This window comes from Cytobacillus sp. FSL R5-0377 (assembly GCF_038004385.1).
Taxonomy (GTDB): Bacteria; Bacillota; Bacilli; order Bacillales; family Cytobacillaceae; genus Cytobacillus.
On record NZ_JBBORA010000001.1, the window covers coordinates 4,413,787 to 4,434,275 of the forward strand.

The following is a 20,489-nucleotide window of genomic DNA, read 5'->3' on the forward strand; positions in this document are numbered from 1 at the left end:
GAAGAAAATGGAGAAGCTATTGCAGGTAAGCGAGCTGGAGACGCAATTTACAAAGGATAAAGAAAAACTGAAGATTTTGCGGGGTGTCAGTTTTCATATCAATAAAGGAGAGGTACTTGGACTCGTAGGGGAATCCGGCTGCGGCAAAAGTCTAACCTCCCTGTCGATCATGAAATTATTTAAAGGCACTAGCGGAGAAATATCTGGAGGAAGCATTTACTTTAAAGGTGAAAATCTTACTCAAAAAACAGAGAGGGAAATGAGAAAGATCCGCGGAAAACAAATGGCCATGATCTTCCAGGAGCCGATGACTTCATTAAATCCTGTAATGAAAATAGGGGAACAGCTGCTGGAGCCCATCAGGCTGCACCTTGATATAAACGAAAAACAGGCAAAGGAGCATGTGATATTTATCTTAAAGAAAGTCGGAATCCCCCGGGCTGAAGAAATCGTGTATGAATATCCACATCAGCTGTCCGGGGGGATGCGGCAAAGGATCATGATTGCCATGGCCATGTCCTGCAATCCCCAGCTTTTAATAGCAGATGAGCCGACGACTGCATTGGATGTAACCATTCAGGCTCAGATACTTGAATTGATGAAACAGCTGCAGCGGGAGGAAGGAATGTCCGTTCTATTGATTACCCATGATTTGGGGGTCGTGGCAGAAATGTGTGACCGGGTATCCGTAATGTACGCAGGCCGGATAGTAGAGGAAGCGAATGTATTCGAGTTATTTGAAAGCCCGAAGCATCCTTATACGAAAGGACTGATAGGTTCTGTTCCAAAGATCGGACAGAGGAAGGATAAACTGACATCCATTAAAGGGAATGTGCCCGATCCCGGCAATATGCCGAAAGGCTGCAAGTTTGCTCCAAGATGCAATGAGGCCATGACTGTTTGTTTTGAGGAAGAGCCGAATGCCACGGATTTGGGAAATGGGAGAAAGTGCAGCTGCTGGATGATTGAAGAAGGGAGGAAAAATGTATATGCCTGAGACACTGCTGAAAATAAACGGGCTGAAAAAGTCTTTCACGCTTCCGGGTGGCATGTTTGCCAAAAAGAGATCATTAAAGGCGGTTCATGATGTGTCGTTCGGCATTGAGCAGGGAACTACATACAGTCTCGTTGGAGAAAGCGGTTGTGGCAAGTCTACTACAGGAAGGCTGATTTCAAGGCTGCTGACTCCCAGCCAAGGTGAGATCTGGATTGATGGCGAAGAAATTTCACAAAAGAAAGAATCACAGCTGAAATTGGTAAGGAAAAAGGTGCAAATGATCTTTCAGGACCCCTATGCATCTCTTAATCCAAGAATGAAAGTCAGAGAGATTATTGCAGAACCACTTGTGATCCATACGAAACTATCAAAAGCGGAACGTAATAGGTTAGTCAGTGAAATGCTTGAAGTTGTAGGCCTAACTGAACATCATGCAGATCGGTATGCCCATGAATTCAGCGGCGGCCAGCGCCAGCGGATCGGCATTGCCAGGGCGCTGATTATGAAGCCCAAGCTAATCATTGCTGATGAACCTGTATCTGCTCTTGATGTTTCCATTCAATCTCAAATCCTTAACTTATTAAAGGATTTGCAGACCGAATTTAATCTCACGTATCTATTTATTTCTCATGATTTAAGTGTTGTGGAACACATCAGCGACAGCATCGGGGTCATGTATCTTGGCACCATCGTGGAATCTGGACCAAAGGATGTCATCTTCTCAAATCCGCAGCATCCCTATACAAAAGCACTGCTATCGTCTGTGCCAGTCCCGGATCCAAGGCTGAGAAGGGAGCGGATTGTCCTGCAGGGAGATTTGCCGAGTCCCGTTAACCCTCCTTCCGGGTGCCGCTTTCATACGAGATGTCCTTCCTGTATGGATATTTGCAGAACCGTGGAGCCAGAGGTGAAAAAAGGGCTGGCTGATGATCATTTTGTTGCATGTCATTTAATGGATTAGCCAAACGTACCGATTCAATGGGATTTTTCTTAAGGATTTTACGCTCTGCAGGCATTTATCGGTCACTTTGCCCTGTTTAACAGTCAACTTTTAAATATATCGGTCATTTTTAGGAGATATCGGTCAGAAGTTAATTTTTTCGGTCACATTTTTAAAATATCGGCCACTAGGCGGTATATCAGCATTCCTGAAATTTACTATTAAAATACTGGAAATAGGAGAGGATTTTCATGAAGGTTGGGCTTAGCACGTACAGTTTAGTAAGAGAATTAAGAGATGGCAATATGACGGTTCTGGATGTCATTGACTGGATTGCCGAAAATGGCGGGGAGCATATGGAAATTGTCCCTTATGGGTTTTCAGTTGTAGATAATGTGGAGTTGGCACTTCAAATTAAGAAAAGAGCAGAAGCAGCCGGAATTGAACTTTCTGCCTATTCCCTGCCAGCCAATTTTGTTCAGCCGACACAGGAAGCATTCGAGCAAGAAGTGGAGCGGCTGAAAGAGCATGTGGATATCGTTAATCTAATGGGCATTAAGATTATGCGCCACGATGTAACAGCATTTCAGCTGAAGCCGGAAGAAATGACGATTCACTACTTTGAAAAGCATTTTAATAAGCTGGTAGAAGGAAGTCGTCAAATTGCAGATTACGCAGCACAATACGGCATTACGACAACCATTGAAAACCACGGATTCAATGTCCAATCGAGCGACCGGGTACAGCGGGTCATTCATGAGGTGGACCGTCCTAACTTTAAAACAACTCTCGATGTCGGCAACTTTCTTTGCATCGATGAGGATCCGCTTGTTGGGGTGAAAAAGAATCTAAAATACGCAGCAACAGTCCATTTAAAAGATTTCTATATTCGCCCATATTTTGAGAACCCAGGTGATGGAGTCTGGTTCAGGACTGTAAATGAAAACTATCTGCGCGGAGCCATCGTCGGCCACGGCGACTTAAATATTCGCGAGATTATCAGATTAATAAAGGGCTCAGGTTATGACGGTTATTTAACAGTGGAATTTGAAGGCATGGAAGATTGCAGGACTGGTTCCAAAATTGGCATGGATAATGTAAGAAGATTATGGAATGAAGTGCAGGCAGTGAATGAATCCAAGCCGGTTTTGAAAGGGTGAAGAAAGTGGAGCCATTAAGAGTCTGTATTATAGGAGCCGGATCCATATCTGATATGCACTTCAAATCTTTTGCCAATAATTCTGATGCTGTCCTGTACGGGGTTTTTGATTATTCTTCGGAAAGAGCGGAATCGAAGGCGCTGGAGTATGGAATAGGACGTGTATATAGGAATATAGAAGAGGTGTATAGTGACCCGAATGTTGATGCAGTAAGCATTTGCACCTGGAATAATAGCCATGCCGAAATTTCTGTTGGAGCCCTAAACGCTGGGAAACATGTTCTGGTAGAAAAGCCTCTGGCCATGAATGTGGAAGAAGCGTTAAAAGTGGAAGAAGCTGTAAGGAATAGTGGAAAAACCCTGCAGGTTGGTTTCGTCCGGAGGTTTGCGACAAATACAAAAGTGCTGAAAGCATTTGCTGATAAAGGAACTTTAGGCGATATTTACTATGCAAAAGCATCATGCCTGCGCCGTCTGGGTAATCCCGGTGGCTGGTTTGCAGATAAAGATCGCTCTGGGGGAGGTCCCTTAATTGACCTGGGTGTCCATGTCATCGATGTATGCTGGTACCTGATGGGCCGACCAAAAGTGAAGTCGATTTCCGGGAATGTATACAGCAAGCTGGGGAACAGAGGCAATGTCGAAAATCTACGCTTTTATAAAGCAGCAGATTATGAAAAAGACCGTAATACAGTAGAAGATTTGGCAAATGCCCTGATTACGTTTGAAAACGGTGCATCTTTATTTGTCGATGTATCCTATACACTTCATGCAAAACAAGATGAAATCGGCATCAAATTATATGGCACAAAAGGCGGAGCAGAACTGGAGCCTGAATTGGCCATTGTAAGTGAAGAAAATAACACCATTTTAAATATTCATCCGCAGATGGATCATTTAACATTTGATTTTGCCAATGCCTTTCAGAATCAGATTGATTCCTTTGTTTCAAGTTGCATAAATGAAACCAATCCTTTGGCGCCTGTTGAAGATGGAGTAGAAATGATGAAGATCCTCGCTGGCATTTATGAAGCGGCAGATAAGAGAAGTGAGGTGACGTTTGCTTAAAATGGAGACTGTAAAACTCGCAAATAAAATTGGTGTGATGCTGGATAGCCTCAGGCTGCCCTTATACGAAGGACTTAAGGTCTGCAAAGATATGGGGGCTGATGGGGTACAAATATATGCGGTTGAAGGAGCAATGGCTCCTGAAAATATGGATCAGAACTCCCGGAAACAGCTTAAGAGCTACTTGGAATCTATGGGTCTTGAAATTTCTGCCCTTTGCGGTGACCTTGGAGGGCATGGGTTTCAGGATGCTGATCAAAACCAGGTTAAAATCGAAAAATCAAAACGCATTTTGGATCTCGCTGCAGAATTGGGAACAAATATAGTGACGACGCATATTGGCATTATTCCTGAGGAGCAGAACAGCCACATCTATGAAGCCATGCAGACAGCTTGTGAAGAACTTGCTGTTTATGCAAGCAGCATGAATGCCTATTTTGCCATTGAGACAGGTCCAGAACCATCCTCCAGGCTCAAAAGCTTTCTTGATACCCTGAGCACGAATGGGGTATCAGTAAATTTTGATCCGGCGAATATGGTGATGGTAACAGGAGATGACCCGGCAGTCGGCGTTAAGCTTTTAAAAGATTATATTGTCCATACACATGTGAAGGATGGAAAGAGGCTTAAGCCTGCTGATCCCCGTGATGTATACGGGTTCCTTGGATATGGAGGCGGAACAGACCACGAGAAAATTGCTGAAATGGTTGCCTCAGGTGAATATTTTAGAGAGCTTCCGCTCGGAAAAGGAAACGTTGATTTCCAGGCTTACTTCAATGCTTTGAACGAGATTAATTATCAAGGCTACTTAACGATTGAAAGAGAAGTGGACCAAGATCCTTTCCGTGATATTACGGAAGCAGTAGGATTCATTAAAAGCTTTAGGTAAATGGATTCATGCTTTGAACAAAGTGTATAATGAGATGGGGATTTCCAATATAAGCTTCCAAAAGGATAAGTGAGGTTTTCTTTTGGAAGCTTTACGGGACTTGCACAGAATAGTGCTCAAGTTTTAAAGGATGATGTTGGTTTTTCCCATGAAGGCGAGAGTCAACACGATTCTTTAAATGCACCTTCAGAGTTGGAAGTCTAAATCTGCAGGCATAAAGAAGGTAGGATAATGGAGAAACACGATCAGCTTTTAATGAAAAGACAAAATAAAAACCTGGTTCTTGATATTATAAGGACTAAGTCTCCTATATCAAGAATTGAAATTGCGAAAATGACGGGAATGAGCCCGACCTCCATAACAAGAATTGTCACTGAGCTTCAGCTGCAAGGATACCTGAGGGAAACAGAAGCAGTTGCCTCAGGAGTAGGGAGAAAAGCAACCTTACTGGAAGTACGCGGTGATGTGTTATATACAATTGGCATTGAAATTGACAAATCGCTCCTGAAGGTTGGAATTGTCAACTATATTGGAGAAATGGTTTCGTTACATAAGAGTAAAAGAGATGAATCAGAAAGTTATATCGAAACGCTTCATAAAATAGACAAGGTCATTCGAAAGATCATGGAGGAAAACGAAATACCTGCAGCTAAAATATTGGGCCTCGCTGTCGGTTTACCTGGATATATTGATTATAAAAACGGGATTGTAAAGGTATCGGATCAGTTAAAGTGGAAAGATGCAAGCCTGGCTGAAGATCTGCAAAAGCTTACCTCTTTTAATGTCATAGTTGATAATGAATTGAAAATGAAGATTGTGGCAGAGAGCTTTACAGGCAAAGCAAAGAATTCACAGAATTCCATATTAATAGGAATTGGTTCAGGAATTGGTTCTTCTATCATGCTTAATGGTGAAATTTACAGAGGGGAAACCAATAATGCAGGGGAAATAGGGCATACCGTGATTGATCCTACAGGAAATGTCTGCAATTGCGGCAAGATAGGCTGTCTCGCAACCTATATATCGGAAGGAGCAATCCTTGCTGACAGCAGGAAGGTGAAGGATATTTCTTCTATAGAAGATGTGTTCCAATCCTACCGGGACCGTGAGCCCTGGGCAGTAAATATTATGGATAGAGCCTCCACATATATTGCATTGGCCATCAGCAATCTCCTTTGTCTTTATAATCCTGAAGTCATTATTTTGAGCGGCAATACGATTGAAAAATTGCCTGAAATGAAGGAAGCTATTGAGCAAAAATGTGAGTTATATATTTGGGAGCCTTTGAAGCAATCAGTGAGGATTGTCTATTCGGAATTAAGTGATAACGGAGTTGTTCTTGGTGCAGCCATAAAGGCCCAAAATCTTATGCTGGAGCTTGAGTAGTTAAGCTCATTTTAAGGAGAGACCTGAATTGAAATACACTGCGTTAGTAGAGGAAGTCAGGGGAGGATTGGTTGAGAATATTCATACAGGAATCATCTGCGGTGTGAATGATCAATTGGAATCCTTTTATCATGTTGGTGATGTAGAGCATTACACATACTTTCGCTCTGCTTCTAAGCCAATCCAGGCGCTGCCTGTGTTTCTGACTGACATCATTGATAAGTATAATATAACAGAGCAGGAAGCGGCATTGTTTACGGCCTCCCACCGGGGAGAAGCCTGCCATATTGCGGCTCTGGAGTCCATGCTGGCAAAACTCCCGGTAGAGGAAGAGGAGCTTTATTGCCCTCCTTCTTATCCATTAAATATACAGCCAAGAGAAGAGATGATCAAAAAAGGGATTCAGAAAAGAAAGCTTTTTCACAACTGCGCAGGCAAACATATGGGATTTATTACAGTATGCCGTGAATGGGGATTGCCTGTGGAGGGATACTGGAAAGAAGATCATCCGCTGCAAAAGCATATCCTGGAGATAGTTTCCCATTTAGCAGGCATCCCGGTCTCGGCTATTCATATTGGTATTGATGGCTGCGGTGCTCCCGTTTTTGCCATTCCTTTAAAAAAGATGTCCGAGGTATACCTAAAGCTTGCCTGTCCCGATCTGATTCAAGATGCTAAGCTCCAGCAGGCAGTTATTAAGATGACGGCCATTATGAATAATCAGTTTAATATGGTTGCTTCACAGCATTTTATCTGTTCGATTTTATTGGAAGACAAGAATATTGTTGCTAAGGGTGGAGCACAGGGTGTGTATTGCTTTGGACTTAAAAAAGAACGTACTGGATTTGCCCTTAAAGTGTTAAGTGGATCTGAGGACGTTTGGCCAAACATTGTAGCATCTATTCTTGAACAACTACAATACAGCAATCATGAAACCATAAAAAGACTGAGAAACCTAAGGCCATCGGTTATACGAAATGACGCAGGTATGGAAGTCGGGACTATACTAGAAATCTTCCAGTCTGAGAAAATGCCTTTAAAATAGCAGCTAATGAGAACTCACGATTAAAGGAGATACATACACATGTTAATAGAAGTTATAGCTGACACGCTGAGTGATGCGCTGATTGCCGAGGAAGCCGGCGCAGGCAGAATTGAACTGGTAACCGGGCTCTCAGAGGGCGGTCTGACACCAGGCTATGGCGTTATTGAAAGAGTGTGCAAGGAATTAAAGATTCCGGTAAATGTAATGATCCGTCCGCACAGCCGCGGGTTTTGCTATTCGGAGGAAGACCTTGACATTATGATTCAGGATATTAAAGTATGCAATAAACTAGGAGCGGCAGGTATAGTGCTTGGCGTTCTTACACCTGACCATCAAGTACATAACGATCATTTAAAGCGGCTGATCGATGCAGCAGACGAAATGGATATTACCTACCATCGCGCCTTTGATGAGGCCGATGATCAATTTGCGGCTTTGGAAAGTCTAAAGCAGTATCCGCAAATTTCGAGAATTCTTACATCCGGAGGCCGGAAAAGTGCTGCAGATGCCGCAGAAAGACTGAAGCGCCTTCATGAGCTCACGGCTGATAGTCATTTGAAAATTATGGCTGGTGCCGGTCTATCAGCTGGAAATATTAGAGCATTTTTGGATGAGGTGCCTGTTACTGAAGTTCATTTTGGTACAGGAGTCCGTGTGAAATCCAGCTATGAGCATGCGATTGATCCTGAGAGGGTGCTAAACATAAAGAAAATAATCGGTGCTTAATGTGAAAAGGGCTCTGACGGAATGGGAGAGATGAGTAATGTGGTATTGTATGTGCGAGTTATTACATTAACCTAAGAATAATACTATTAAAAAAGACAGGTAAATCACCTGTCTTTTTATATTACGAAAAGTCCTATAAAAATATTTTAAACGGCATAAGATTTAAGAAGATAGCGTTCAATAAACTCAGCTAATCCATCACTTTCGTGGTGTCCTGTAACAAAATCAGCTGCTGCTTTAACCTTTTCGCCTGCGTTCCCCATTGCCACACCAGTACCGGCTTGACGAAGCATTTCTATATCATTGGGACCGTCTCCAATAGCTGCGACTTCATTTGGGCTGATCCGAAGTTCGTTAAGTAAGCTTTTGATAGCAGCCCATTTGGAAACATCAGGAGCAACCAGCTCAAACCCGTCATTCCAATCAATGACAGCTGCTTCTGTTTTAAACAAAGCGGATAGTTCTTGGCTCGGGGTGCCTGTACGAACACTATATTTAAGAACATCCTGATAAGCTGCATGTCTTAAATCTCCGATATACTGCGGTGGAATTTGCCCAATTCGAGTCCAATAATCGATTTCTTCATTAAGTTCCTTACAATATAGCCCAGTTGATGTATGGATCATAACATTACATGGAATTTTTGCAGTAAGATGGTGAAAGCGTTCCTCGTTTAGTTGTACGGTTTTTATTTGCGTAGGCCTTCCTGTCTCTGCATCGTGAATAGCAGCACCATTCAAACAGATCATGGGAGTTTTTAAACCAATTTCTTTATGGTAGGGAGCGGTTACTTCATAGTGCCGGCCAGTGGCAAGAAACACCATAACTCCCTGGTCTATGAGCCGGTAAATGGCTTCTATGTTACGGCGGGAAATGCAGTTTGAGGCTTTCAGGAGTGTACCATCCATATCAATAAATACTGCACGCATATTCATTTATTTTGCCTCCTCATCTGTTGATAAACCAATCATATACTTTGAATATTAAAGTCATGTAAATTCATTGTATAGATTTGTTTTTTTCACCGATGAGCGGGAGAATTGCAAATCCTATTTAAATCGGAGCTGAAACATCCACAAAGAAAGAGGGATAGACTATGAATATTAATCGTGCCAGTGAATTAAAAGGAACTATAAGAAATGAGATGAGTGTCATTTTCGTAGACGGCTTTTATCAATGGCTGAATTATTTTTCAAAGGATAAAGCTAAACTTTACAGGACATTTGCGCATATGTTTAATACGGAAGTCTTCTATACGGCTTCAGTTGACAATCATATTGCGGCTCTAGCCGCATGTACAAACAATACCCCAGCAGTGAAATTAAAATATAGTGAGTTTAGAAAACATCTTGGCTTTATCATGGGCAGTTTAGCTTATATCATTCTTAAAAAAGAATTTGAGAAAAAGCAATATCCCTTTCAAGTATCTGAAAATATGGGTGCAATAGAGTTTGTGGCTACATCGGTTAATTATAGAGGACGGGGTATGGCGACTGAACTGCTAAAATCGATAATGGATTCTGCTTCATATGACGAATATGTTCTAGAGGTAGCAGATACCAATACAAATGCCATCAAGCTTTATGAAAAACTGGGCTTTGCAGAGTTTATGCGTATACCTCAAAAGCATAGTGAAAGAAGTGGTGTTAATTATCTTGTTTATATGAAGCATGAAAAGAAAGAGGCTGAATCACTGGGACCAATCCGCTGATGTGATTGCTAAATGGACTAGCTGAAAATCTTGTAAATCTGATTTGAACCATTTATCTAAAGTAGATTATACTCACGAAAAAGATGCCTAATAGAGGTAATAGTATAGATCTGTATTCAGAGAAGTGAAACTGTTTAGGATTCAGTTTGCCAGATGAAAATCAGAATGGAATCGAGTAATTAAAACCCAACAAATCCGCTATTCGAGTTAATTTCCTATCATAAAATAAAAGATTCTTACAAAATGTAAAACCTATGTTTTATTTTCATAAACTTTCTTAAAAGAAGGTTAATGTATGTAAAATAATGGATTGAAGCCTTCTATTTCCGTTCAGATTCTTCTATGATTACAACTGTAACAAATATAGCAGCCAAGGAGGAATTGGAAATGAAAAAATGGTTATTAGCTATGATGGCATCTTTGATGATTACAGGTGTGGCTACAGGCTGCAGCAATGAAGATGATACTGACGAGACGAACACAGAAGAAACTGAAGATACGGGAACAGAAGAAGGCACTGAAGAAGGAACAGAAGAAAGCACTGAAAAAGAAACTGAGTAAAGATTCAAATTCAAAGAAAGTGCCCCTTTTGAAGAAGGGGCACTTTCTTTTTGAATTAATGCGCAAATATCTCCAAATGCAGTTTGACGAGACAGGCATTTCCATGCTACATTAATTTTAATACAAAAAGGTGTGGTGAAGTATGTCGGTAGCAGGTGTCAACTAATTGTTATTAGTTGAATAAGGTGTTTTTTCTGGCGGATGCCAGCTTATTAAGAATGCCTTTCTTCAAACAAAATTGTTTGAATACCTGCTATAAGACTGCTTCCATTTCTATATATTCGTGTTGATGTAGACACTAAACCTGGTATAAGGTTTAGTCTGTTTATGCCTGTTCGAAAATAGGACGCCCGCGGAAGCTTTCTGCCCAAATAGATTGGCGGTGGGGGAAGGCTTTTGCGGGCTATTTTATTTGGAATGAGGCAGAGAATATGAATAATATGACCTTTGAAAAATTGCAATATCATGAATTGAAGAATAGAGTAAAACAGCATTGTGTCAGCAGTCTGGGAAAAGAATTAATCGACCGGCTGCAGCCGAGCTCAAATATGAAAACTGTCCGCAATCGTTTAAATGAAACAAGCGAGGCCCGAAGGCTTTTGGACGCCGAAAAGCATCTGCCATTAACCGGCATTTCCAATATCACAAGCATTATTGAGAAATTGGAAAAAGGCATCATATTAGCTCCATCAGAGTTAAATGCTGTATCCGATTTTTTAAGAGGCTGCCGGAAAATCAAAAAGTTTATGGCGGATAAGGAATTTTTTGCTCCTGTGCTTTACACATATGCACTATCTATGACAGAATTTCGGCAGATCGAAGAGGAGATCTTATATGCAATCAAAGGAAACATGGTTGATTCGGGTGCCAGCAAAGAGCTGAAGCGGATTAGAAATCACATAGCGAAAACAGAAGAAAAAATCGAAGAGCGTTTGAATAAGTTTCTGAGGAGTGGAGCAAATAAGGAGTATATTCAGGAATTCTATATCAGCAAAAAGGATGACCGTTTTACCATTCCCATAAAGGCTTCCTATAAAAACCAGGTAGCCGGAACCGTAGTCGAAACATCCTCCAAGGGGGCGACTGTTTTTATGGAGCCTGATTCCGTTTCAAAGCTAAATGTGGAATTGGCGATGCTGAAATCGGAGGAGTCGGTAGAGGAATATCAAATATTAGCCACCCTTTCCGGTGCCATTCTTGAATCCATTCACGAGATCCGCATTAATATTGAATGCATCAGCCAGTACGACATGATTTTTGCGAAAGCCAAGTACAGCAAAAGTACCGACGCCATTGAACCGGAGATTAATAATCATGGGTATATCAAATTAGCCGGAAGCAGGCATCCTTTGTTGGAAGGGAACGTTGTCCCGCTTGATTTTGAAATCGGCAAGAGCTATAGAAGTCTGGTCATAACAGGCCCAAATGCCGGCGGAAAAACCATTGTTTTAAAGACAATCGGCATCCTTACACTGGCTGTCATGTCCGGGTTTCATATTATGGCGAAAACGGGGAGTGAAATCGCCGTCTTTGATCAAGTTTTTGTTGATATTGGCGATAATCAGAGCATTGAAAATGCTTTGAGTACGTTCTCCTCCCATATGAAGAACATTTCCGAGATTATGAGTGCGTCAACTAATAATTCACTGCTTCTATTTGATGAGATTGGAAGCGGGACTGAGCCGAATGAAGGGGCTGCATTGGCAATTGCGATACTTGAGGAGTTTTATCATATGGGATGCATTACGATAGCCACTACCCACTACGGAGAGATTAAACGTTATTCTGAAATGCATGATGATTTTATGAACGCCGCCATGTTATTTGACAGTGCGGAATTAAAGCCTATGTATAAGCTGTTAATAGGTGAATCTGGAGAGAGCAATGCACTATGGATTTCCAGAAAGGTGAATATCCGCGAACATGTCCTGAAGCGTGCGCAAAGGTATATTGAAAACAAGGAATATAATCTGGGAGCAGTAAGAGAGAATAAAATAAAGAAGCCAGTGATTGAAGTGAATCAGAACACAGTCGAATACCACTATGAAATTGGTGACAGAGTTAAATGGATCAGCCAGAATGATTACGCTATTGTATTTGAGCCAATCGATAAATTTAATAATATCAAGCTGTTCTATAAAGATGAAATAGTGGAAGTGAACAGTAAGCGGATTGAATTGGACATTAAAGCAAGCGAGCTGTATCCGGAAGGGTATGATATGAATACCTTATTTACCAGCTACCATGAGCGGAAGCTGCAGCATGATCTGGAGAGAGGATCGAAAAAGGCGCTGCGAAAGGTTCAAAAGGAGATAAGGAATAGGAAGCAGAAATAGTGGCAAAAGGTATGAAGGCGATCTTCCATTTTTGGACAGATCGCTTTTTTTACTTACTTAATATTATGGAATTGCAACTTACTTTGACAAATCATTAACCTCATATGCAACTCGTATTCCGGATTCGATCGCCCCTTGAATCCATGTCCGTGTTTTGCTCGTATGCTCTCCTGCAAAATGAACGCGCCCCTCCGGTGAAATCGTACCGGGGAACAATTCGGTTTCCTGTCCAGGTTCAAAGAAAGAAAATCCGCCAGAGGCATAAGGGTCCAGTGCCCAGCTGTATGAAGCTCCTGCGACAAATTCCGAATAAACAATATCACCGTAAATGTCCGTCAGGTTTCTAAGCGCATAGTGAATACGCAATTCCTCCGGCTGACTATCCCATATATGAGCCTCATCCGCCCAGGTATAGCTGGCAATAAGGATGGCAGGGCCGCTTGTGCCAATTCCATGACTTGGAAGATAGGTAAATCGTATCGGCTGGTCTGTGATGGTTTTGCCGCCCATCTGGCCTGCTCTCTCCCAAAAACGGGACTTAAACTCAATCGCAATTTTGGTTGCTGCCATATAATTTAGTTCGCGGATGGCCCTCCGCTTGAAATAGGAAAATGAATGAAAAGGCTCGACCTTCACAAATCGCATAACTGAATAGGGGATGGTAACAATTGCTATATCACCTGTGATACTGGACTGTTCATTGGTCTGCTGATGAGTTAATTGGATGGTAACGCTATTTGTGCCCTGAATGATTCCGGTCATTTTTTGATGGAGATGAATATCATTTTTCAATTGAGGAAGGAAAGCCTTCGGTAAGCGGTCCATGCCACCTGATATTTCATAGTAAGTTCCTCCCAATGTCAAAATAATTAACTCACGTAAAACTTCAGTAAAAGACATTCCCATAAAGGCTTCCAAATCCAGCAGTACGCCGATCATATCAATTGCTCCAACTGAAAAGTAAGAGTTTAGCACAAAGCCAAAAGAATATTTTCTATAATGCCTTTCCAGAACGGCCCAATTTCTTACAGGGTCTTTGTTGATAAAGTCTATAAAAGGCTGTAACGCACCCAGCAGAAGTTCTTCAGCCGATTTTCCTCTCTCGTTGGGCTGGACAGGGAAGTTTAAAATGCCGGGATTCTGCTCATACATCTCGAGCCGGGCTTTGATGCCATTTGCGTAAAGTAGATCCATAGGATTACGGTTTATAAAGACATTTAGAGGGAGATTGAATTTTTTTATATAGGACAAGGTCAGCGCATGGACATGAGGGATCCTCATTGGGCCAGCGTTAAAAAATAATCCTTTGCTGAAGGGGGAGCGCATGGTATAGACACGGCCGCCAATTCTGTCATTTGCTTCCAAAATGGTTATATTATGCCCAGATTCCTTTAATAAAGAACCTGCCACCAGACCAGCCATACCGGCACCAACAATGACGATATGCTTTGGCCACTGAGTTTTCCGAAGGCCGTGAAGAATCACATTCAGCATTTGATCATCCGTTAATTCCGGTTTTTCGTTCCAGTTCATCATTCCGCCCCTTTGCAATAGGATTCAATGCAGTATATTCATCCGCATGAATCACTATGTGCAAAAGGGGATGCTGCAGCAGCCTGCGCGGGAAAAGATGACTAATGTCTTATGAAATGAATATCCCGCTTGCAATGAAAAGTCCTGCAGCAATCACACCGCCAATCGCTGAAACCTTCAATTTATACCGCGCATAATCCACCAGATCCATATCCAGAATCGAAGCAGTAGTTATGGTCGTATCACCAAGAGGTGAGGTTAAAGCCCCAAATGCCCCGCTTGCAAAAACGGCTCCAACTGTAAGCGGAATGGAGGCATCAGTCGAAACCGCCAGGGTAATTCCAAGCGGCATGAATAATCCCCAGGTCCCCCATGAGCTTCCAATAAAGTAGCCTACTGCAGAACCGAGGACAAAGATGGCCGCAGGGGTCAGAAAAGCTGGCAAAAAGCTGCCAAGTGAGCCCCCGATGAATTCGGAAAATCCAAGATCCTCTGCAGCCAGTGTGAGCGCCCAAATCAGAATGAGAAGGCTGATAGCCTCCATCATCTGATTGCCTCCGTCATAAAAATGGTAAAGAATTTCGTTCATCTTCTCCCGCCTGATAATGTAAAAAATAAAGGTTAAAACGAGAGTGATAAAAACAGCCAGCAGCATGACAAATGTGGCATCTGCCATCGAAAAGGCCTCGAAGATTGTATTAGCGCCCTGCGACATTCCATCCTGCCATAATAGGAACAAAGAAAAGGCAAGCAATAAAACTACAGGAACAATCAAATGCCAAGGCTGGGCTTTTACAAGAGATAATTCTTTCTTGATTCCCAACCGGTGAAATTCATGCTCTTCTTCTTCTAAATCGGTGTGGGATTCCCTGTTCTGGTCTCCTGTCTTTTTTCGCCGCCAAAATGTCTGCACAATCCCGATCAGCAGCATTATGATCGCGTAAAAATTAAACAGAATGCTTAATAAAAATATCTCATATGCCGACATTTCGAGGTCCAATCCGCTGATGCCGCCTTCAACCAATGACACCATGAAGCCTACAAATGCAGTCGCAACCGGAAGCAGCACAATCACTGATTCGGTTGAGATATCAAGAGTCATGCCGACTTTTTGCTTAGAAAGGTTCATTTTTTTTATCAGGGATTTGATAATTGGTCCGATCATCATAATTCGAAACATTGGCATCATGAAGGTGAATGGGAGAGTGATCCAGATGAACACAAGCAACCCGCGTTCAGAGCGGATCCGTCTGCCGGCCCATTCGGAAAACCCCTTAATGCCGCCCGCAATATTCATCATTCCCACTAGCCCGCCGAACAGATATAAAAATCCGACTATCTTGATATTCGTTTTGTCGGAAAGTGTGGTCACAATATATGCGACCGACTGTTCCGTCCCCGACAGCAGGTCCGCCGACACTATAATGGAGCCAACAAGGATGCCCGCCACCAATCCTGGAAGGATGTTCTTCAGCCAGATGGACATTCCGATTACGATTAAAAATGGTATGAGCGAAAGCCAGGTATTGTTCAAGTTTGTGCCCTCCAATAAAATGCCGTTACTCATTTAGTATTGCCAGGCAGAAGAGGTAAATTCCTGAAAATTGGCCCGTAAACAATGGGTTGTTCACTTTTTGGGTGAAGGGTGCTGTAGGCTATAAGCAGATAACAGCCTTTGTTGCTTTAAAACATCAACCAATTGAATATGGGTATTTGATTCAGTAACAATCCCCCATCCCGACACATATTTTGAGAAGAGAGTATCCGAAAAACTGACAGTTTCGTTATTGAATTTGGATGTTCTTCTTAATGTCCCTTCATGCTGCTGGCTCAATAAATAAATTCGGAGGTATGAACATGAATGATTTCCAAAACGAACTACAAATGCTGAATGTTGGTGATTTCCATGCGAACGAGGCGGTTCCTTGGGATCAAAACCAGGTATATAGTGATCAGTCCCGATTATGCGTGGGGATTGGTTTCGGCTTTAGCTGCTTTTTCTTTAACTGTTTCAATTGTTTCCGATGCTTTAACTGTTTCAATTGTTTCCGCTGCTCTAACTGTTTTAGATGCGGAGGCCGCTGTGGCGGGCGATGCGGTGGACGTTGCGGAGGCCGTTGAGTCGGATATTAGCCTTATCGATAAGGGAAAAGGAAGCCCCTCAGTATGGAGGGGCTTTTCATCTGAGGGTCAGACATATGAGACAAATCCCAATACATAGAATGAGAGAGAAAGTATGTTTCATAAATAGGCATAGTTTACGGATAAGGAGGAACGAAATGGAAAATTTGACCCCTTCTGTGCGGTTGAAGGTGAAAAGGGACACGTTATTTATCCCTGATCCGGTTAAAGGTGTGTATTTTCGGAATAATGAAAGCTCCTTCCGCATGGAAGGAAGTATGATCGATCAATGGGTCCAAAAGCTGATGCCGATGTTTAATGGTGAATATTCGCTGGTGGAATTGACTGCTGGCTTGCCGGGCCCGCATAGGGATCGGGTGTTTGAAATTGCGGAAGTGCTGTACCGTAACGGCTTTGTGCGGGATGTAAGTCAGGACCATCCTCATCAATTGGAGGAGCATGTTCTTAAAAAATATTCCTCCCAGATCGAATTTTTGGAAAGCTTCGGTGATTCGGGTGCATTTCGTTTCCAGACATACCGGGAGGCAAAAGTGCTGGCAGCAGGTTCAGGCCCTTTTTTTGTTTCGCTGGTTTCTTCGCTGATTGAGTCTGGATTGCCTAAGGTTCATATGGTCAATACGGACCCTGTTTCGACTAACTCAAAGCGGCTGAAGGAGATTATTGCACATGCCCGGCAAACAGACCCCGAAGTTGCAGTGGAGGAGGTAATACGTGAGAGTGAGGAAGATTGTTCCTGGGAGGAACTGATCCAGCCGTATGATTCGATTCTATATATATCGGAAGAAGGGAATGTAGAGGAACTGAAGAGAATACACGCTGCCTGCCGGAAAGAGAAGAAGATATTTCTTCCTGCAATGATTTACAAACAGGCTGGTATGGCAGGTCCTCTCGTACATCCCGAATCAGAAATCTGCTGGGAGAATGCCTGGCACCGTGTACATCAGACCGCATTTTGCAAAGACAAGCAATTGCACACCACCTCCTCCATAGCTGGAGCCATGCTGGCAAATTTGATTGTGTTTGAACTCTTTAAAGAGATTACTGGATTGACCAGTGCGGAACAGAGAAATCATTTTTTCCTTCTTAATCTGGCAACGCTTGAAGGGAATTGGCATTCCTTTCTTCCTCTGACTGGAGAAAAAGCTTTGGAATGGATTCAAGATGTCGATCAGAGGATCGGACAGAGTTCAGGAACAAGTAAGCCAGACAGTTTGTTTCTTTTTTTCAGTCAGCTGACTTCAGAAGAATCTGGAATATTTCATAAATGGGAGGAAGGGGATTTATGGCAGCTTCCCCTGTCACAATGTGAAGTGCAGGCAGCGGACCCGCTCTCAAAGGGACCGGCCGAGCTCCTGCCGGCTGTAATCTGTACTGATTTGCGGCATGACGAGGCACGCCGGGAAGCTGGCTTGACCGGGATTGAAGCGTATGTGTCGAAGCTGGCTGGCCGGCTTGATCTGCATCCGGATTTGGATTTATATGGAGTTGGCGCCGGTGAAACATTCGCAGAGGGCCTTTTGCGCGGACTGGATCGGTGTCTGGAAGAGAAGCTGGCGAATCAAGCAGTTCAGAGAACAGCTGCACCTTTACATTTAAGTGAAGTAGAAGATGAACGGTGCAGGTTTTATTTAGACGCATTGACAACCATGAAGGGAGCACCAATAATTTGCGAGGGTGAAGGAGTCTCCGGCTTCCCTGTGGTCTGGGTCGGCACGGACGATCGCTGGTTTGGCAGCGTCGGCTTTAATAGAACATTAGCTCTGAGAAAAGCGCTGCAGCATGTGATTGCACAGGTGCAAAACCAAAATGGAAGACATAAAGCAACCGCAGTGGAGGCGTCAGCTCTCCTGCTTGAAGAGAAGGAACCGCAAAGTCTGGTCATTCCTTATTGTAATGAGAAGGAACATTCCCGGCTATTGCAATCTGCCCGACAGGTTCTGGAAAAGAACAGCCAACGGCTTTTAGTGTGTGATTTTTCCTTCGAGCCCTTTATGAAAAAGAGTCTGGCAGGGGTATTTGGGGTGTTTGTACGAGAGGAGGAATCTCAGTGAGTGCTATCGTGGTAGTTGTCGGAGAGGGCCTGCTGGCGGACAGCGTATGCAAAGAACTGCCTGCCGGATATAAGGTAGTCCGTCATACGAATTTTGAGCCTGAACTGCAGGATGGCACAAATTTGATTCTGGCTCTGCAAGATACCTGGATGCCTGCAGTTCATAAAAAGGCGGAAGAAGTGTCCCGATCTACCGGTATTCCCTGGCTGCGGGGCTTTGTAGCGTTTGGTGAGGGTGTGATCGGCCCATTCGTCCACCCGTCTTCACCGGGATGCTCACAATGTGCTGACAGCCGAAAGCTCATGGCAGGGCGTGAGCGGGAAGAGATGTGGAAATTGCAGCAGAGATTCGAAGATAACAGCGAATTAGAAAGTGACGCCTGGGCATCGCGCACGGGGCTTTTACAGCTGTCTCACCTGCTTGTGTCTGAGGTGCAAAGGGCACTTGAAGGGAGCCTGGCGGATCTGGAAGGCCGAATGTATCTGGTCAGCCTCAAAACATTGAAAACCTCCTGCCACCTTATTCTGCCAAATTCATTGTGTCCGTTCTGCAGTTCCCTCCCTGAAGATTCACAGGAAGCTGCAAAAATTACTATGAAGCCAAGTCCGAAAATAAATGCAGACAGTTACCGCTGCCGCTCATTGGAGGATTTGGATCAAACGCTCGTCAGAAATTATCTGGATCCGCGGACTGGTTTATTAAATGGCAAAATGTATGATTTCACGCCGCCTTTTGCGGATGTAATCGTTAACCTGCCGTTGCTCGGAGGGGACGAAGGCGTAGCAGGCCGCACTCATTCCTATAAGGTGAGCGAGCTCACGGCGATATTGGAGGGGCTTGAACGTTCCTGCGGCATATCGCCCCGCGGAAAAAGGACTGCAGTCTATGACAGTTACCGTAACCTGGAAGACCTGGCTCTTAATCCTCTAAAAGCAGGTGTGCATGCAGATGAACAGTATGAGCGGCCGGACTTTCCATTTAAGAAATTTAATCCTGATATCCCGATGAATTGGGTATGGGGTTATTCGTTTTTGCAGGAACGCCCGATTTTGGTTCCTGAGCTGCTTGCCTATTACAGCCTGGGCTGCGGGAATGGATTTGTCTATGAAACATCTAACGGATGCGCACTGGGCGGCAGCCTGGAGGAAGCGATTTTCTACGGAATTTTAGAAGTGGTGGAGCGTGATTCATTCCTGATGGCCTGGTACGGTCAGCTTGCCCTTCCGCGTCTTGATCCTTCTTCCTCCAATGATTCGGAACTGCAGCTGATGATTGACCGGATAAGGACCGTGGCGGGATATGATCTGCTTCTGTATAACGCGACAATGGAGCATGGCATACCAAGTGTTTGGGCGATGGCAAAAAACAGGAAGAAAAAGGGTTTGAATATCATTTGTGCAGCCGGAGCCAATCCTGATCCGGTCCGGGCTGTAAAAAGTGCAGTTCATGAGTTAGCTGGAATGATGGGGACAATGGACGATGATTTTGAAGCGAACAAAACAAAATTAAGGCAAATGCTGCTGGATTCTTCCCTCGTTGGCAAAATGGATGACCATGGGATGCTATACGGATTGCCGGAAGCAGAGGAGAGGCTATCTTTTTTGCTGGATGAAAACCGTCCGCTCCGAACGTTTTCCGAGGAATTCAAGCGGGGAAGAAAACATGCAGACCTGGCAGAGGATCTAAAGGACCTTCTTCAGGCCTTGCACAGGCAAAACCTTGATGCCATAGTGGTGGATCAGACGACATCGGAAATAAAGAGGAGCGGATTGCATTGTGTCAAAGTGCTGATTCCGGGGATGCTGCCCATGACATTTGGACACCACCTGACACGTGTAAAAGGACTCAAGAGGGTGCTGGAGGTTCCAATGAAACTCGGATATGAAAAAGAACCCCTTACAGTTGATAAGCTGAATCAGCATCCCCACCCATTTCCATAAGCCCT

17 protein-coding genes are annotated in these 20,489 nt (G+C 43.5%); 14 read left to right on the forward strand and 3 right to left on the reverse strand.

Features of this window, described 5'->3' with window-relative positions:
* Window positions 1–7: 7 nt before the first annotated feature.
* The 8 genes from NSQ49_RS22565 to NSQ49_RS22600 all read left to right on the forward strand — a co-directional run bounded on the left by NSQ49_RS22565 (window position 8) and on the right by NSQ49_RS22600 (window position 8,210).
* Window positions 8–997, forward strand: coding sequence for an ABC transporter ATP-binding protein (locus NSQ49_RS22565; RefSeq protein WP_251284192.1), 990 nt, complete (start codon window positions 8–10; stop codon window positions 995–997).
* Entirely contained in the window at window positions 990–1,958 is a 969-nt protein-coding gene (locus tag NSQ49_RS22570; protein ID WP_251284193.1) for an ABC transporter ATP-binding protein, read from the forward strand. The genes NSQ49_RS22565 and NSQ49_RS22570 overlap by 8 nt, the downstream gene beginning before the upstream one ends.
* 230 nt (window positions 1,959–2,188) lie before the next feature.
* Window positions 2,189–3,097: a sugar phosphate isomerase/epimerase family protein gene (locus tag NSQ49_RS22575; protein ID WP_341071358.1), complete on the forward strand. Its 909-nt coding sequence runs from the start codon at window positions 2,189–2,191 to the stop codon at window positions 3,095–3,097.
* Between the two features lie 5 nt (window positions 3,098–3,102).
* Window positions 3,103–4,164, forward strand: coding sequence for a Gfo/Idh/MocA family oxidoreductase (locus NSQ49_RS22580; RefSeq protein ID WP_159862995.1), 1,062 nt, complete (start codon window positions 3,103–3,105; stop codon window positions 4,162–4,164).
* A gap of 1 nt (window position 4,165) precedes the next feature.
* On the forward strand, window positions 4,166–5,053 hold the full coding sequence (locus NSQ49_RS22585) for a sugar phosphate isomerase/epimerase family protein (RefSeq protein WP_251284194.1): 888 nt from the start codon (window positions 4,166–4,168) through the stop codon (window positions 5,051–5,053).
* A gap of 231 nt (window positions 5,054–5,284) precedes the next feature.
* Complete coding sequence (locus NSQ49_RS22590) at window positions 5,285–6,439, forward strand: ROK family transcriptional regulator (protein ID WP_159862996.1); 1,155 nt, start codon at window positions 5,285–5,287, stop codon at window positions 6,437–6,439.
* A gap of 28 nt (window positions 6,440–6,467) precedes the next feature.
* Window positions 6,468–7,484 (forward strand): asparaginase, encoded by a 1,017-nt coding sequence (locus NSQ49_RS22595; protein ID WP_159862997.1) that lies wholly within the window; start codon window positions 6,468–6,470, stop codon window positions 7,482–7,484.
* Window positions 7,485–7,523: 39 nt separating this feature from the next.
* The gene (locus NSQ49_RS22600; RefSeq protein WP_159862998.1) at window positions 7,524–8,210 is read left to right on the forward strand and encodes a copper homeostasis protein CutC; all 687 of its coding nucleotides are present in this window, start codon (window positions 7,524–7,526) and stop codon (window positions 8,208–8,210) included.
* Between the two features lie 146 nt (window positions 8,211–8,356).
* Here NSQ49_RS22600 and NSQ49_RS22605 read toward each other — a convergent pair whose 3' ends face one another.
* Entirely contained in the window at window positions 8,357–9,145 is a 789-nt protein-coding gene (locus NSQ49_RS22605) for an HAD family hydrolase (RefSeq protein WP_251284195.1), read from the reverse strand.
* A 161-nt stretch (window positions 9,146–9,306) separates the two neighbouring features.
* Between NSQ49_RS22605 and NSQ49_RS22610 the strand changes: the two genes are divergently transcribed.
* From NSQ49_RS22610 to NSQ49_RS22620, 3 genes are all read left to right on the forward strand, one after another.
* The gene (locus tag NSQ49_RS22610; protein ID WP_159863000.1) at window positions 9,307–9,921 is read left to right on the forward strand and encodes a GNAT family N-acetyltransferase; all 615 of its coding nucleotides are present in this window, start codon (window positions 9,307–9,309) and stop codon (window positions 9,919–9,921) included.
* A 387-nt stretch (window positions 9,922–10,308) separates the two neighbouring features.
* Window positions 10,309–10,482, forward strand: a complete 174-nt coding sequence (locus tag NSQ49_RS22615; RefSeq protein WP_251284196.1) for a hypothetical protein — start codon at window positions 10,309–10,311, stop codon at window positions 10,480–10,482.
* Between the two features lie 431 nt (window positions 10,483–10,913).
* The gene (locus NSQ49_RS22620) at window positions 10,914–12,818 is read left to right on the forward strand and encodes an endonuclease MutS2 (protein WP_251284197.1); all 1,905 of its coding nucleotides are present in this window, start codon (window positions 10,914–10,916) and stop codon (window positions 12,816–12,818) included.
* 78 nt (window positions 12,819–12,896) lie between these two features.
* On the opposite strand, the gene NSQ49_RS22625 is transcribed toward NSQ49_RS22620, so the two are convergent.
* Together NSQ49_RS22625 and NSQ49_RS22630 are read right to left on the reverse strand one after the other, a co-directional pair.
* Window positions 12,897–14,351, reverse strand: a complete 1,455-nt coding sequence (locus NSQ49_RS22625; RefSeq protein WP_251284224.1) for a flavin monoamine oxidase family protein — start codon at window positions 14,349–14,351, stop codon at window positions 12,897–12,899.
* Window positions 14,352–14,460: 109 nt separating this feature from the next.
* Window positions 14,461–15,885 (reverse strand): Na+/H+ antiporter NhaC family protein, encoded by a 1,425-nt coding sequence (locus NSQ49_RS22630; protein ID WP_251284198.1) that lies wholly within the window; start codon window positions 15,883–15,885, stop codon window positions 14,461–14,463.
* Window positions 15,886–16,235: 350 nt separating this feature from the next.
* Between NSQ49_RS22630 and NSQ49_RS22635 the strand changes: the two genes are divergently transcribed.
* From NSQ49_RS22635 to NSQ49_RS22645, 3 genes are all read left to right on the forward strand, one after another.
* Window positions 16,236–16,472, forward strand: coding sequence for a heterocycloanthracin/sonorensin family bacteriocin (locus NSQ49_RS22635; RefSeq protein ID WP_236566157.1), 237 nt, complete (start codon window positions 16,236–16,238; stop codon window positions 16,470–16,472).
* 158 nt (window positions 16,473–16,630) lie between these two features.
* Window positions 16,631–18,544 carry a putative thiazole-containing bacteriocin maturation protein gene (locus tag NSQ49_RS22640; protein WP_251284199.1) on the forward strand — a complete coding sequence of 638 codons (1,914 nt, stop codon included), beginning with the start codon at window positions 16,631–16,633 and terminating at the stop codon, window positions 18,542–18,544.
* Entirely contained in the window at window positions 18,541–20,484 is a 1,944-nt protein-coding gene (locus tag NSQ49_RS22645; protein ID WP_251284200.1) for a TOMM precursor leader peptide-binding protein, read from the forward strand. The genes NSQ49_RS22640 and NSQ49_RS22645 overlap by 4 nt, the downstream gene beginning before the upstream one ends.
* Window positions 20,485–20,489: the final 5 nt, after the last annotated feature.